Raw genomic sequence first — 13,768 nt, 5'->3', positions numbered from 1 at the left:
TTTGATGGATTTCTGTTGGGATCTATCCAGTGGCGGTTTTTCCGTCCAGCAGCGTCTGCACTTCGGCCATGCATGGCAGCGTGGAGAGAATGCCGCCCCGGCTGGCGGCCAGCGCGCCGCAGGCGTTGGCCATGGCGAGCGCCTGGGCCATGGGCTGGCCGTGGGCCAGGGCGGCGCACAGCCCGGCGCTGAAGGCATCGCCCGCACCCACGGGCTGCTCGGCCCTCACGGGGTAGCCTGGCAGGCGCAGCAAGGCGCCGCCGCGCGCGTGGGCCACGCAGCCTTGCGCGCCCAGGGTGATGACGAGCCACTGCCCACCCGGCCACTGGCGCCAGAGAGAGGACGGCGGGGCGGCATCCGGCGCGCCGGCCAGGCCGAAGCTGCGCAGCAGGCATTGCGCCTCGCCGCGGTTGACGACGAGGATGCTGGCGGCGTCCAGCAGCCCGGCGCAGGCCACGCCGCCGGGCCAGGGTGAGGGGTTGAGCACGGTGACGGCACCTGCGGCGCGCGCCTGGCGCAGGGCCTGGGCGGCCAGCGGAGGGGGTACTTCAAGCTGGGCGTAGGCGACGGCGGCGTGTTCCACGCAGGGGCGCGCATGCAGCAGTTCGCGCTCGCCCAGCAGGGCGTTGGCGCCAGGATAGACAGCGATGGCGGGATCGCCCTGCGCATCGATCAACCCGCAACCCTGGCCGGAGTGCGGGCCGAGACGGTGGACGTAAGCCGCGCCCAGCCTCTCCTGCGCCAGCAGTTGCAGCAGTGCGTCGCCCGCCGCGTCGTGGCCCACGGCCAGGAGCAGATCGACCGCCGCGCCCAGCCGGTGCGCGCCCAACGCCACGGCCAGGCCCTTGCCCGCGCACTCGCGCACGTAGGCGCTGGCCTGCTGGCTTTCGTCGCTGCCGGGGCGGCGGGGCACGAACCAGCAGTGGGCCTCAACGAAGCTGCCGATGACGAAGAGCCTGCGCCGGGGCGCGCCGATGAGGTGTGGCATGGCACGAGGATACCAATGCGACGCCATTCAACCCAGGGAACCATCGTGTGCTTGCACTATCCTTCCCCCATGGCCATCAACTGGATCACCGCATTGAAGATCGTGCCCTGGGGCGAGGTGCTCAACGCCGCACCGCAGATCGCCCAGGGCGCACGCCGGCTGTTCAGCGACACGCAGAAGCAGCAGCCAGCGCCCTCCCCCACACCGCGGGCCGCGCAGGCTGACCCATCGGAGGCGTTGCGCGCGCGCATCCTGGCGCTGGAAGACGAGCAGCGCGCCTCTGCCGTGCTGATCCAGTCGCTGGCCGAGCAGAACGCCCAGGTGGTGCGCGCCGTCGATGCGCTGCGCGTGCGCAGCCAGCGGCTGCTGGCCGCGGTCTGCGTGCTGACCGCGGCAACGGCCGGGCTGCTGGCCTGGGCGGTATCGCAGTGATTCCGCTACCGAATCAATAGCTGCTTGCGCTTGCTGGACAAGCGCCAGCGGCCGATTTTGCTAGAAGTCGTCGCCGTAGCCCATCGCCAAGTTCTCGAAGCGCGTCTGGTTCTTCTGGAAGAACAGCTTCACCGTGCCCGTGGGGCCGTTACGCTGCTTGCCGATGATGACTTCGGCGATGTTGGGCTCCTTGGAGTCCTTGTTGTAGTAGTCGTCGCGGTAGATGAACATGATGATGTCCGCGTCCTGCTCGATGGCGCCGGATTCGCGCAGGTCGGACATCATGGGGCGCTTGTCGGTGCGCTGCTCGACCGAGCGGTTGAGCTGCGACAGCGCGATCACCGGGCACTGCAGTTCCTTGGCCAGCATCTTCAGGCCGCGCGAGATCTCGCCGAGTTCGGTGGCGCGGTTGTCGGAACTGCTGGAGCCCGAGCCGCTCATGAGCTGCAGGTAGTCCACCACGATCAGCCCCAGCTTGCCGCACTGGCGCGCCAGGCGCCGCGCGTTGGCGCGCAATTCGGACGGCGTGAGGCCGGGCGTCTCGTCGATGTGCAGGCTCACGGTGCGCAGGCGCTCGATGGCCTCGGTCAGGCGCGGCCATTCCTCGTCGGAAAGCTTGCCGGTACGCAGGTTGCCCTGGTTCACGCGGCCGATGGAACCCACGATACGCACGGCGAGCTGCGCCGCGCCCATTTCCATCGAGAAGATGGCGACGGGCAGGCCCTCGTTGAGCGCCACGTGCTCGGCAATGTTCACCGCGAACGAGGTCTTGCCCATCGACGGGCGCGCGGCCAGCACCACGAGGTCGCCCGCCTGCAGGCCGCTGGTCATGCGGTCGAGGTCGGCGAAGCCCGTGGGCACGCCGGTCACGTCCATGGGGTTGTCGGCCATCTCCTGCACGCGGTCGAGCAGGTCGATCACCAGCGAATCCAGCGACTGGAAACCCTGCTTCATGCGCGAGCCTTCTTCACCGATGGCGAAGATCTTCTGCTCGGCCTCGTCGAGCACGCGCTCGACAGGCTTGCCCTGTGGGTTGAAGGCGTTGGTGGCGATCTCGTCGCTGGCCGTCACCAGCTTCCTCAGGATGGCGCGCTCGCGCACGATTTCCGCGTAGCGGCGGATGTTGCTGGCGCTGGGCACGTACTGCGCCAGGCTGTTGAGGTAGGCCAGCCCACCCGTTTCCTCGGCCTTGCCCAGGCCCTGCAATTCCTCGTAGACGGTGATCACGTCGGCGGGCTTGCTGGCGTTGATCAGCTTGCCGATGGCGGCGTAGATCTGCTGGTGCTCGTGGCGGTAGAAATCGCCGTCCACGAGCAGGTCGCCCACGCGGTCCCAGGCCATGTTGTCCAGCAGCAGGCCGCCGAGCACGCTGGATTCGGCCTCGATGGAATGGGGCGGCACGCGCAGCTGGGCCACTTCGCGGTCCAGCGGCGCGGGGGCGAAGCCGTCGAGGGAGGGAGACGGAACGGCGGACATGGAACTCAAGGCTTTCTGGAGGGCAAGCGGGGGATGCTAGCGGGCGCGGGCATCGCCGTCATTGCACAACCCTGTGGATAAACGGTGGGCGGGAGGTGCACAAGAAAAGCAAAAGCCGCCCTGGGGGCGGCTTTTGCTGCGGGCGTGAGGCCGAAGGTCAGGCGGTTTCGCCGTAGACCGACACGGTCACTTCGACAGCCACGTCGGTGTGCAGGGCCACGGTGACGGTGGTGTCGCCCACGACCTTGATCGGGCCGTTGGGCAGACGCACTTGCGACTTCACCACTTCGTAGCCTTGCTTGTTCAGCTCTTCAGCGATGTCGTGGTTGGTCACGGAGCCGAACAGGCGGCCGTCCACGCCGGCCTTCTGGGTCAGCTTGACGGTGGAGCCGCCGAGCTTCTCGCCTTGCGCCTGGGCGGCGGCCAGCTTCTCGGCGGCAGCCTTTTCCAGTTCGGCACGGCGGGCTTCGAACTCGGCCTTGGCGGCCTCGGTGGCGCGGCGGGCACGGCCCGAGGGGATCAGGAAGTTGCGGGCGTAACCGTCCTTGACCTTGACAATTTCGCCGAGGCTGCCGAGGTTGACGACCTTGTCGAGCAGGATGACTTGCATGGGAATCGTGCTCCTTAGATCTTGTGCTGGTCGCTGTAAGGCACCAGGGCCAGGAAGCGGGCACGCTTGATGGCGGTGTTGAGCTGGCGCTGGTAGATGGCGCGCGTGCCGGTCAGGCGCGCGGGAATGATCTTGCCGTTCTCGGCGATGAAGTCGCGCAGGGTGTCGACGTCCTTGTAGTCGATCTCTTCGACGCCGGCGACCGTGAAGCGGCAGAAGCGCTTGCGCTTGAACAGCAGCGACTGGGTGTTGCGCTTCGGACGCTTGTCCTTGTTGAATTTCTTGAACGTGGCCATTTTCGAGCCTCTTGAAAATTAATCGTGTTGATGGATGTCCTGGATGTGGAACACCACGCCCTTGCCGCCGCGTGCCGCCGCGAGGAACCCCCGGAATGTCCAGAGGCTTCCCAGTGCCTGCCGCGCCAGCCGTTCCGCCATGGCGCCGAAGGCCACGGCCTTCACGCTGACCTGCACCTTGCGGGCCGCCCCTGCCTCCTGCTGCTGCGACTCATGGTCGAGCCGCATGTCCAGCGCCGGCAATCCGGCGGGGGTGTAGCGCAGGGGCTGCGCCTCGGCGATGCAGGCCGTCAGGGCGAGCTGGTTGTTCACACCTCCTGGCAAACAGGCGGTGGATCAGCGCTCGCCGGCGGCAGCGGCCTCGGCCTGGCTGGCCTTGCGGGCTTCTTCGCGCTCGACGGTCTTCATCATGGACGAAGGGCCGGTCTCGGCCTTCTTCTTCTGCACCGTCAGGTGGCGCAAAACGGCGTCGTTGAACTTGAAGGCGTGCTCCAGCTCGCCCATCACGGCCTGGTCGGCCTCGATGTTCAGGCACAGGTAGTGGGCCTTGGCCAGCTTGTTGATCAGGTACGCCAGTTGGCGGCGGCCCCAGTCTTCCACACGGTGGATCTTGCCGCCGCCGGCGGTGATCATGCCCTTGTAGCGCTCCAGCATGGCCGGAACCTGCTCGCTCTGATCCGGATGGATCAACAGAATGATTTCGTAGTGACGCATGCACACTCCTTTTGGAAGAAGCCACCCGCCGCGTCGATTGGTAGCGGTGTGGCAAGGCAAAACGCGAGATTATAGCCGTGCCCAGGATGCTTGTACACTGCGACCCGCGCCCATCCCTGCCGGGCGCCCTTGCTTGCAGGCCGATGGCGGCAAAAGCGGCGTTTTGGCTTGAAATCCCGGAACCTGCACCCAAGTAGCCGCGCGTACCCCTTCAATTTCAACAAGACGCCGACATGTCTGATACCCAGAAACCCGCTCCCGAAGAAGTCGAAGCCGCGATGGCGGCCCATGCCGCCGACGAGCTGGCCCGCCTGCAGGGCGAGCTGGCGGAACTCAAGGCCAAGAGCAGCGAGCTGGCCGACCAGTACCTGCGTGCCAAAGCCGAGGCCGAGAACACCCGCCGCCGCGCCGACGAGGAAGTGACCAAGGCCCGCAAGTTCGGCATCGAGAGCTTCGCCGAGAGCCTGCTGCCCGTGTGCGACAGCCTGGACGCAGCCCTCGCCATCGAGAACGCCACGGCCGAGCAGCTGCGCGAAGGCTCCGACGCCACGCTGCGCCAGTTGCTGTCGGCCCTGGAGCGCAACAAGGTGCTGGCCATCAATCCCGCCGCGGGCGCCAGGTTCGATCCCCACCAGCACCAGGCCATCAGCATGGTGCCTGCCGACCAGGAAGCCAACACCGTCGTGGGCGTGCTGCAGAAAGGCTACCTGATCGCCGACCGCGTGCTGCGCCCGGCCCTGGTCACGGTGGCCGCGCCGCGCTAAATAAATTGCGGCGTCCCGCTTGAAGACAGGCGAGTTATCCACAAGTTACTGCTATCCACACATTCACGAATCCAACGGAGAAAAACATGGGAAAGATCATCGGCATCGACCTGGGCACCACCAATAGCTGCGTGGCCATCATGGAAGGCAACAACACGCGCGTGATCGAGAACAGCGAAGGCGCGCGCACCACGCCGTCCATCGTCGCGTACCAGGACGACGGCGAGATCCTCGTCGGCGCCTCGGCCAAGCGCCAGGCCGTCACCAACCCCAAGAACACGATCTACGCCGCCAAGCGACTGATCGGCCGCAAGTTCGAAGAGAAGGAAGTGCAGAAGGACATCGACCTGATGCCCTTCCAGATCGTCAAGGCCGACAACGGCGACGCCTGGGTGCAGGTGCGCGACCAGAAGCTGGCCGCCCCCCAGATCAGCGCCGAAGTTCTGCGCAAGATGAAGAAGACCGCCGAGGACTACCTGGGCGAGCCCGTGACCGAGGCCGTGATCACCGTGCCCGCGTACTTCAACGATGCCCAGCGCCAAGCCACCAAGGACGCCGGCCGCATCGCGGGCCTGGATGTCAAGCGCATCATCAACGAGCCCACCGCCGCTGCGCTGGCCTTCGGCCTGGACAAGCAGGACAAGGCCGACCGCAAGATCGCCGTGTACGACCTGGGCGGCGGCACGTTCGACGTGTCCATCATCGAGATCGCCGACGTCGATGGCGAGAAGCAGTTCGAGGTGCTCTCGACCAATGGCGACACCTTCCTGGGCGGCGAGGACTTCGACCAGCGCATCATCGACTACATCATCAGCGAGTTCAAGAAGGAACAGGGCGTGGACCTGTCCAAGGACGTGCTGGCCCTGCAGCGCCTGAAGGAAGCGGCCGAGAAGGCCAAGATCGAGCTGTCGAACTCCTCGCAGACCGACATCAACCTGCCCTACATCACGGCCGATGCCTCGGGTCCGAAGCACCTGAACATCAAGCTGACCCGCGCCAAGCTCGAAAGCCTGGTCGAGGATCTGATCGAGCGCACCATCGCGCCCTGCCGCACGGCCATCAAGGACGCGGGCATCAGCGTGTCGGACATCAACGACGTGATCCTCGTGGGCGGCCAGACGCGCATGCCCAAGGTGCAGGAGAAGGTCAAGGAGTTCTTCGGCAAGGAGCCGCGCAAGGACGTGAACCCTGACGAGGCCGTGGCCGTGGGCGCGGCCATCCAGGGCCAGGTGCTCTCGGGCGACCGCAAGGACGTGCTGCTGCTGGACGTCACCCCCTGTCCCTGGGCATCGAAACCCTGGGCGGCGTGATGACCAAGATGATCACCAAGAACACCACGATCCCGACGAAGTTCGCGCAGACCTTCTCGACGGCCGAGGACAACCAGCCCGCCGTGACGATCAAGGTGTTCCAGGGCGAGCGCGAGATCGCCAGCGCCAACAAGCTGCTGGGCGAGTTCAACCTGGAGGGCATCGCGCCCGCCTCGCGCGGCACGCCGCAGATCGAGGTGACCTTCGACATCGACGCCAACGGCATCCTGCACGTGGGCGCCAAGGACAAGGGCACGGGCAAGGAGAACAAGATCACCATCAAGGCCAACTCGGGCCTGTCCGAGGACGAGATCCAGAAGATGGTGAAGGACGCCGAGCTGAACGCCGCCGACGACAAGAAGAAGCTGGAGCTGGTCCAGGCCCGCAACCAGGGCGAGGCCGCCGTTCACACGGTGACCAAGAGTCTGGCCGACCATGGCGACAAGCTCGACGCGGCGGAAAAGTCCGCCATCGAGGACGCGGTGAAGGCGCTGGAAGAAGCCCTCAAGGGTGAAGACAAGGCCGCCATCGACGAGAAGACCACCGCGCTGATGACCGCCAGCCAGAAGCTCGGCGAGAAGATGTACGCCGACCAGGCAGCCGCTGCCCAGGGCGCCGCCGACGCCGGCGCACAAGCCGCCCAGGGCGCATCTGCCGGCTCCGCCGCGCAGGACGACAACGTCGTGGACGCCGAGGTCAAGGAAGTCAAGAAGGGCTGACCACAGCCCCAGAGCTGACCCATCGCCGCCGCGCCGGGCCCCGCAGGGCCTTGCGCGGCGTTCGTTCCTGCTGCAACGGCCCGGACACCTGCCATGTCGAAGAGAGATTTTACGAGATCCTCGGCGTTCCCAAGAACGCCTCGGAGGACGAGCTCAAGAAAGCCTATCGCAAGCTCGCGATGAAGCACCACCCTGACCGCAACCAGGGTGATGCCGCCAAGCCTGCCGAAGAGAAATTCAAGGAGGCCAAGGAGGCCTACGAGATCCTGTCCGATCCGCAAAAGCGCGCGGCCTACGACCAGTACGGCCACGCGGGCGTGGACCCCAACATGCGCGGAGGCATGGGCGGCGGCCCCGAGGGCTTCGGCGGCTTCGCCGAGGCCTTCGGCGACATCTTCGGCGACATGTTCGGCCAGCAGCGCGGTGGGCGCGGCGGGCGGCAGGTCTACCGCGGCAACGACCTGTCGTATGCCATGGAGGTCACGCTGGAAGAGGCCGCCAAAGGCAAGGAAGCCCAGATCCGCATCCCGAGCTGGGAAGGCTGCGACACCTGCCACGGCAGCGGCGCCAAACCCGGCACCAGCGCCAAGACCTGCGGCACCTGCAACGGCCAGGGTGTAGTGCAGATGCGCCAGGGCTTCTTCAGCGTACAGCAGACCTGCCCGCACTGCCGCGGCACGGGCAAGATCATTCCCGAGCCCTGCACCGCCTGCCACGGCCAGGGCAAGATCAAGAAGCAGAAGACGCTGGAGGTGAAGATCCCCGCCGGTATCGACGACGGCATGCGCATCCGCTCCACCGGCAACGGCGAGCCCGGCACCAACGGCGGCCCGCCGGGCGACCTGTACATCGAGATCCGCGTGAAGAAGCACGACATCTTCGAGCGCGACGGCGACGACCTGCACTGCGAGGTGCCCGTGAGCTTCATCACCGCCGCGCTCGGCGGCGAGATCGAGGTGCCCACGCTCGCGGGCAAGGCCGCGATCGACATTCCCGAAGGCACGCAGGCCGGCAAGCAGTTCCGCCTGCGCGGCAAGGGCATCAAGGGCGTGCGCGCCAGCTACCCCGGCGACCTGTACTGCCACATCGTGGTGGAGACGCCCGTCAAGCTCACCGAGTACCAGCGCAAGCTGCTCAAGGAGCTGGACGAATCGCTCAAGAAGGGCGGCGCCAAGCATTCGCCTTCCACCGAAAGCTGGACGGACCGGCTCAAGAGCTTCTTCAGCTGACCCCCATCGACGGCCCGCACAGCGGGCCTTTTTTTGGCTCAAATCCCGATCAATTTCTTCGGGAATACCCACCCTCGGTTGACAAAGATCAGCCCACGAAAAACCGGGCCCTCTAAGGTACGCGGCTGCGCGCTGCCCACGCGGCGCAGTGCCAGCACCCAGAGAGCCTTCGTGACCGATACCGCCAGCCCCACGCCCGCCACCTCCCCCGAACTCGTGTGCCCCGCCGGAAGCCTGCCCGCCCTCAAGGCGGCCGTGGACGCGGGGGCCGACTGCGTCTACCTCGGCCTGCGCGACGCCACCAACGCGCGCAACTTCGCGGGCCTGAACTTTGACGAAACGGCCATCCGCAACGGCATCGCCTACGCCCATGCGCGCGGCCGCAAGGTGCTGCTGGCGCTCAACACCTACCCGCAGGCCAGCAACCCCGCGCCCTGGCGCGCGGCGCTGGACAAGGCGGCCGCCTGGGGCATCGACGCCGTGATCCTGGCCGACCCGGGCCTGATGCGCTACGCCGCCGAGCGCCACCCGCAGCTGCGCCTGCACCTGTCGGTGCAGGGCTCGGCCACCAACCACGACGCCATCAACCTGTACCACCAGCAGTTCGGCATCCAGCGCGCGGTGCTGCCGCGCGTGCTCTCGCTGGAGCAGGTCAAGCAGGTGGTGCAGCGCACGCCGGTGGAGATCGAGGTGTTCGGCTTCGGCAGCCTGTGCGTGATGGTCGAGGGGCGCTGCGCGCTGTCCTCGTACGCCACGGGCGAGTCGCCCAACACGCACGGCGTGTGCTCGCCGGCCAAGTTCGTGCGCTGGCAGGAAACGCCCCAGGGGCTGGAGTCGCGCCTGAACGGCGTGCTCATCGACCGCTACGGCAACGGCGAGAACGCCGGCTACCCCACGCTGTGCAAGGGCCGCTTCGACGTGGGCGGCGAGCGCAACTACTACGCGCTGGAGGAGCCCACCAGCCTCAACACGCTGGAGCTGCTGCCCCAGCTCGTGAAGATGGGCGTGCGCGCCTTCAAGATCGAGGGCCGCCAGCGCAGCCCCGCCTACGTGGCGCAGGTCACGCAGGTGTGGCGCGAGGCCATCGACCACTGCATGGCGCAGGGCCACCTGTACGCGCCCAAGACCACCTGGATGGCCAGCCTCGACCAGGTGGCCGAGGGCCAGCAGCACACGCTGGGCGCCTACCACCGCCCCTGGAAATGAACACCATGAAACTCGCCCTCGGTCCGCTGCTGTACTACTGGCCGCGCGACACCGTTTTTTCCTTCTACCAGGCCATGGCCGAAACGCCCGTGGACGTGGTCTACCTCGGCGAGGCCGTGTGTTCGCGCCGGCGCGAGCTGCGCCAGAGCGACTGGATCGACATCGCGCGCTTGCTCAGGGACGCGGGCAAGCAGCCCGTGCTCTCCACCATGGTGCTGCTCGAATCCACCGCCGACGTGGCCGCCATGCACAAGATCGTGCGGGACGAAGAGTTCCTTGTCGAAGCCAACGACATGGGCGCCGTGCACAACCTCGCGGGCCAGCGCCCGTTCGTGGCCGGCCCGCAGCTCAACCTGTTCAACCCCGACGCCCTGGCCTGGATGGCCGGCCTGGGCGCGCGCCGCTGGGTCATGCCGCTGGAAATGCGCCAAGGCGACCTGGCGGTGCTGCAGCAGCACCGGCCCGCCGGGCTGGAAACCGAAGTCTTCGCCTACGGCCGCATGCCGCTGGCGTTCTCGGCGCGCTGCTTCACCGCGCGCCACTACAACCGGCCCAAGGACGATTGCGGCTTCGCCTGCATCGAGCACCCCGACGGGCAACTGCTGCAAACGCGCGAGGGCGAGGGCTTCCTGGTGCTCAACGGCATCCAGACCCAGTCGGCGCGCGTGCACAACCTGCTGCAGGACGTGCCGGCGCTGCGCGCGCTCGGCGTCGATCTGCTGCGCCTGTCGCCGCAGTCGCAGCACATGGCCGAGGTCATCGCCGCGTTCGACGCCGCGCGCCATGCCGCGCAGCCCGACCCCACGGCGCTGGAGCGCATGCGCGCGCTGATGCCCGCCGCGCCCTGCAACGGCTACTGGCACGGCAAGCCCGGCCTCGACTTGATTGAACCCGCGCACGCTTGACCCGGAGGCCCCATGACCACCACCCCGCCCGCGCCCTTCACCCTGCCGCGCCCCGTGGGCGCCATGCTCGCGCGCCTGCCCGCCTACCCGGGCTCGGTGCTGCTGCTCACCGCCATCCACCTGGCGCTGGCGCGCCACCTGCCCGATGACGTGAAGGCGCTGCTCAAGGACAAGCGCCTGTCCATCCGCGTGCGCGACGCGCGCCTGGCCTTCGACTTCTCATGGAACGGCCAGCGCTTCGCGCCCAGCGCGCCGCAGGCCCAGCCCGACCTGGCCATCAGCGCCAACGCGCAGGACTTCCTGCTGCTGGCGCAGCGCCGCCAGGACCCGGACACGCTGTTCTTCAACCGCCGCCTGGTGATGGAGGGCGACACCGAACTGGGCCTGGTGGTGAAGAACGCGCTCGACGCCATCGAGCTGCCCGTGCTCGACCCCGCGCACTGGACGCCGCGCGCCGTGCTCGCGCGCCGCGCGCCGCAGCTGGCGCGCCAGTTGCCGCCGCTGCCGCCGATCTTTGGAGGCCGACCATGAACGACCCTGCCCCCGCCCCCGACCACCTGCTAGGCGCACGCCCGCTGGTCTATTCCTGCTCCGGCTGCTCCAGCGCCGCGCAGCTCGCCAACCACGTCGCCGTGCAGCTCGACCGGCGCGACGTGGCCGAGATGTCGTGCATCGCCGGCGTGGGCGGCGACGTGCCCAAGCTGGTCAAGCTGGCCCAGTCGGGCCGCCCCATCGTCGCGCTCGACGGCTGCCCGCTGGTGTGCGTGAAAAGCAGCCTGGCGCGCCACGGCATCGCCCCGGCGCGGCACTACCAGCTGCACGAATACGGCGTGAAGAAGCGCAACCACCAGGACTTCGACCCCGCGCAGGCTGCCGAGGTGCTGGGCCGGGTCGAGGCCGACCTGATCGATCACCCGCTGCGCAAAGAGGCCGCATGAGCATTTCTCCCCGCCGCGTCATCGTCGGCATTTCCGGCGCCAGCGGCGCCGTCTATGGCGCGCGCCTGCTGCAGGCGCTGCGCGAGATCGGCAACGTCGAGTCGCACCTGGTCGTCTCCGACGCCGGCTGGCGCAACCTGCGCCACGAGCTGGACATGGACCGCACCAGCGTCGAGGCCCTGGCCGACGTGGTGCACGCGCTGGACAACGTGGGCGCCAGCATCGCCAGCGGCTCGTTCGGCGCGCAGGGCATGGTCATCGCGCCGTGCTCCATGCGCACCCTGGCGGCCGTGGCCCACGGCCTGGCCGACAACCTGCTCACGCGCGCGGCCGACGTGGCACTCAAGGAGCGCCGCCGCCTGGTGCTGATGGTGCGCGAATCGCCGCTGCACCTGGTACACCTGCGCAACATGGCCGCGGTAACCGAGATGGGCGGCATCGTCTGCCCGCCCATGCCCGCGTTCTACCAGCGCCCCACCAGCGTGGGCGAGATCGTGGACCACAGCGTGGCGCGCGCGCTCGACCTGCTGGGCATCGAGAACGCGCTGGCCCCGCGCTGGCAAGGTCTCCCGCAAAACTCCTGATTCGATAGCTGCTCGCGCTTACCCAGCAAGCGCTAGAGGCCAATTTCATTCAAAAATGCACTACCGCGACCTGCGTGACTTCATGGCGCAACTGGAGGCAGCCGGCGAGTTGCGCCGCATCGCCGCGCCCGTCTCCCCGCACCTCGAAATGACCGCGCTGGCCGACCGCGTGCTGCGCGCGGGCGGCCCGGCGCTGCTGTTCGAGCAGCCCACGGGCCATGCCATGCCAGTGCTCGCCAACCTGTTCGGCACACCCGCGCGCGTGGCGCGCGCGCTGGGCGTGGCCGGGCTGCCCGAGATCCGCGCCTTCGGCGAAGTGCTGGCCGCGCTGAAAGAACCCGAGCCGCCGCGCGGCGTGAAAGACCTGTGGGGCAAGCGCGACCTGCTCAAGACGCTGTGGAGCATGGCCCCCGCGCACGTGCGCCGCCCACCGTGCCAGCAGGTGGTGTGGGAGGGCGATGAGGTGGACCTGGCGCGCCTGCCCATCCAGCACTGCTGGCCCGGCGACGTGGCGCCGCTGGTCACCTGGGGCCTCACCATCACGCGCGGGCCTTCGAGGCAGAGGCAGAACCTCGGCATCTATCGCCAGCAGCTGCTGGGCAAAAACCAGCTCATCATGCGCTGGCTGTCGCACCGTGGCGGCGCACTGGACTTCGCCGACCACTGCCGCCTGCACCCCGGCCAGCCCTACCCGGTGGCCGTGGCCATCGGCGCCGACCCGGCCACCCTCCTGGGCGCCGTCACGCCCGTGCCCGACACGCTGTCGGAATACCAGTTCGCCGGCCTGCTGCGCGGCGCGCGCACCGAGGTCGCGCCCGCGCTCGGCGTGCCGCTGCAAGTGCCGGCCAGCGCCGAAATCGTGCTCGAAGGCCACATCCGCCCCGACGCCCGCCACTCCAGCGGCTGGCAGCACGCGCTCGAAGGCCCCTACGGCGACCACACCGGCTACTACAACGAGTGCGCCGAGTTCCCCGTGTTCACCGTGGACCGCATCACGCTGCGCGGGGATGCGCTCTACCACAGCACCTACACCGGCAAGCCGCCCGACGAGCCCGCCATGCTCGGCCTGGCGCTGAACGAACTGTTCGTGCCGCTGCTGCAGCGCGCCTTCCCCGAGATCCTCGACTTCTACCTGCCGCCCGAGGCGTGCAGCTATCGCATGGCCGTGGTGCGCATCCGCAAGGCCTACGCGGGCCACGCGCGGCGCGTGATGATGGGCGTGTGGAGCCACCTGCGCCAGTTCCTCTACACCAAGTTCATCGTGGTGGTGGACGAGGACGTGGACGCGCGCGCATGGCCCGAAGTCATCTGGGCCCTGACCACGCGCATGGACCCCGCGCGCGACACGATGCTGGTGGAGAACACGCCCATCGACTACCTCGATTTCGCCTCGCCCGTCGCAGGCCTCGGCAGCAAGATGGGATTGGACGCGACGAACAAGTGGCCCGGCGAGACGCAGCGCGAGTGGGGCCGGCCGATGGCCATGGACGCCGAGGTCTCCGCGCGCATGAACGCCCTGGCCGACACGCTGGGCCTATAGCCGAGCGCCGCGCACCGCCAATGTGTGACTCCAGCGGGCGCGCTGCTACGCTGGCGG

Annotated in this window: 14 protein-coding genes and 2 pseudogenes; 10 read left to right on the top strand and 6 right to left on the bottom strand. The window is 68.1% G+C overall.

Annotated features, from left to right (window positions below):
* Positions 1–22: 22 nt before the first annotated feature.
* On the bottom strand, positions 23–988 hold the full coding sequence (locus AAG689_RS03920; RefSeq protein WP_406624839.1) for a PfkB family carbohydrate kinase: 966 nt from the start codon (positions 986–988) through the stop codon (positions 23–25).
* 69 nt (positions 989–1,057) lie between these two features.
* On the opposite strand from AAG689_RS03920, the gene AAG689_RS03915 reads away from it, so the two are divergent.
* Positions 1,058–1,420, top strand: coding sequence for a hypothetical protein (locus tag AAG689_RS03915; RefSeq protein WP_406624838.1), 363 nt, complete (start codon positions 1,058–1,060; stop codon positions 1,418–1,420).
* Between the two features lie 60 nt (positions 1,421–1,480).
* Here AAG689_RS03915 and dnaB read toward each other — a convergent pair whose 3' ends face one another.
* The 5 genes from dnaB to rpsF form a co-directional block, all read right to left on the bottom strand.
* Positions 1,481–2,896 carry a replicative DNA helicase gene (gene dnaB / locus AAG689_RS03910; RefSeq protein WP_406624837.1) on the bottom strand — a complete coding sequence of 472 codons (1,416 nt, stop codon included), beginning with the start codon at positions 2,894–2,896 and terminating at the stop codon, positions 1,481–1,483.
* 157 nt (positions 2,897–3,053) lie between these two features.
* Positions 3,054–3,506, bottom strand: a complete 453-nt coding sequence (gene rplI, locus AAG689_RS03905; protein WP_406624836.1) for a 50S ribosomal protein L9 — start codon at positions 3,504–3,506, stop codon at positions 3,054–3,056.
* 14 nt (positions 3,507–3,520) lie between these two features.
* Positions 3,521–3,802, bottom strand: coding sequence for a 30S ribosomal protein S18 (gene rpsR / locus AAG689_RS03900; protein WP_011794373.1), 282 nt, complete (start codon positions 3,800–3,802; stop codon positions 3,521–3,523).
* Positions 3,803–3,820: 18 nt separating this feature from the next.
* Complete coding sequence (gene priB, locus AAG689_RS03895; protein WP_020229808.1) at positions 3,821–4,114, bottom strand: primosomal replication protein N; 294 nt, start codon at positions 4,112–4,114, stop codon at positions 3,821–3,823.
* 24 nt (positions 4,115–4,138) lie between these two features.
* Positions 4,139–4,516: a 30S ribosomal protein S6 gene (rpsF, locus tag AAG689_RS03890; RefSeq protein WP_020229809.1), complete on the bottom strand. Its 378-nt coding sequence runs from the start codon at positions 4,514–4,516 to the stop codon at positions 4,139–4,141.
* Between the two features lie 233 nt (positions 4,517–4,749).
* Between rpsF and grpE the strand changes: the two genes are divergently transcribed.
* From grpE to ubiD, 9 genes and pseudogenes are all read left to right on the top strand, one after another.
* Positions 4,750–5,280 carry a nucleotide exchange factor GrpE gene (gene grpE, locus AAG689_RS03885; RefSeq protein WP_406624835.1) on the top strand — a complete coding sequence of 177 codons (531 nt, stop codon included), beginning with the start codon at positions 4,750–4,752 and terminating at the stop codon, positions 5,278–5,280.
* Positions 5,281–5,366: 86 nt separating this feature from the next.
* Positions 5,367–7,309: pseudogene (dnaK, locus tag AAG689_RS03880) on the top strand (molecular chaperone DnaK).
* Positions 7,310–7,402: 93 nt separating this feature from the next.
* Positions 7,403–8,538, top strand: a pseudogene (gene dnaJ, locus AAG689_RS03875) (molecular chaperone DnaJ).
* A 171-nt stretch (positions 8,539–8,709) separates the two neighbouring features.
* The gene (locus AAG689_RS03870) at positions 8,710–9,744 is read left to right on the top strand and encodes a peptidase U32 family protein (protein WP_406624834.1); all 1,035 of its coding nucleotides are present in this window, start codon (positions 8,710–8,712) and stop codon (positions 9,742–9,744) included.
* Positions 9,745–9,749: 5 nt separating this feature from the next.
* Positions 9,750–10,649, top strand: coding sequence for a U32 family peptidase (locus AAG689_RS03865; protein WP_406624833.1), 900 nt, complete (start codon positions 9,750–9,752; stop codon positions 10,647–10,649).
* A gap of 12 nt (positions 10,650–10,661) precedes the next feature.
* On the top strand, positions 10,662–11,180 hold the full coding sequence (locus AAG689_RS03860; RefSeq protein ID WP_406624832.1) for an SCP2 domain-containing protein: 519 nt from the start codon (positions 10,662–10,664) through the stop codon (positions 11,178–11,180).
* Positions 11,177–11,587 (top strand): putative zinc-binding protein, encoded by a 411-nt coding sequence (locus tag AAG689_RS03855; RefSeq protein WP_406624831.1) that lies wholly within the window; start codon positions 11,177–11,179, stop codon positions 11,585–11,587. The genes AAG689_RS03860 and AAG689_RS03855 overlap by 4 nt, the downstream gene beginning before the upstream one ends.
* A complete protein-coding gene (locus AAG689_RS03850; protein ID WP_406624830.1) occupies positions 11,584–12,171 on the top strand; it encodes a UbiX family flavin prenyltransferase in 588 nt (195 codons plus the stop codon). Before AAG689_RS03855 ends, AAG689_RS03850 begins: the two co-directional genes overlap by 4 nt.
* A gap of 55 nt (positions 12,172–12,226) precedes the next feature.
* A complete protein-coding gene (ubiD, locus tag AAG689_RS03845; protein ID WP_406624829.1) occupies positions 12,227–13,711 on the top strand; it encodes a 4-hydroxy-3-polyprenylbenzoate decarboxylase in 1,485 nt (494 codons plus the stop codon).
* Positions 13,712–13,768 lie beyond the last annotated feature (57 nt).

The sequence above is a fragment of the Acidovorax sp. SDU_ACID1 genome (assembly GCF_045291395.1).
GTDB lineage: Bacteria > Pseudomonadota > Gammaproteobacteria > Burkholderiales > Burkholderiaceae_C > MR-S7.
Note: the sequence above shows the minus strand (reverse complement) of the source record. Positions and strands in the feature narration are given on the sequence as shown.

Excerpts from the sequence above, each read along its gene's own strand:
- AAG689_RS03920 (WP_406624839.1), bottom strand. The coding sequence starts at position 988 with ATGCCACACCTCATCGGCGCGCCCCGGCGCAGGCTCTTCGTCATCGGC.
- AAG689_RS03915 (WP_406624838.1), top strand. The coding sequence starts at position 1,058 with ATGGCCATCAACTGGATCACCGCATTGAAGATCGTGCCCTGGGGCGAG.
- dnaB (WP_406624837.1), bottom strand. The coding sequence starts at position 2,896 with ATGTCCGCCGTTCCGTCTCCCTCCCTCGACGGCTTCGCCCCCGCGCCG.
- rplI (WP_406624836.1), bottom strand. The coding sequence starts at position 3,506 with ATGCAAGTCATCCTGCTCGACAAGGTCGTCAACCTCGGCAGCCTCGGC.
- rpsR (WP_011794373.1), bottom strand. The coding sequence starts at position 3,802 with ATGGCCACGTTCAAGAAATTCAACAAGGACAAGCGTCCGAAGCGCAAC.
- rpsF (WP_020229809.1), bottom strand. The coding sequence starts at position 4,516 with ATGCGTCACTACGAAATCATTCTGTTGATCCATCCGGATCAGAGCGAG.
- grpE (WP_406624835.1), top strand. The coding sequence starts at position 4,750 with ATGTCTGATACCCAGAAACCCGCTCCCGAAGAAGTCGAAGCCGCGATG.
- AAG689_RS03865 (WP_406624833.1), top strand. The coding sequence starts at position 9,750 with ATGAAACTCGCCCTCGGTCCGCTGCTGTACTACTGGCCGCGCGACACC.
- AAG689_RS03860 (WP_406624832.1), top strand. The coding sequence starts at position 10,662 with ATGACCACCACCCCGCCCGCGCCCTTCACCCTGCCGCGCCCCGTGGGC.
- AAG689_RS03855 (WP_406624831.1), top strand. The coding sequence starts at position 11,177 with ATGAACGACCCTGCCCCCGCCCCCGACCACCTGCTAGGCGCACGCCCG.
- AAG689_RS03850 (WP_406624830.1), top strand. The coding sequence starts at position 11,584 with ATGAGCATTTCTCCCCGCCGCGTCATCGTCGGCATTTCCGGCGCCAGC.
- ubiD (WP_406624829.1), top strand. The coding sequence starts at position 12,227 with ATGCACTACCGCGACCTGCGTGACTTCATGGCGCAACTGGAGGCAGCC.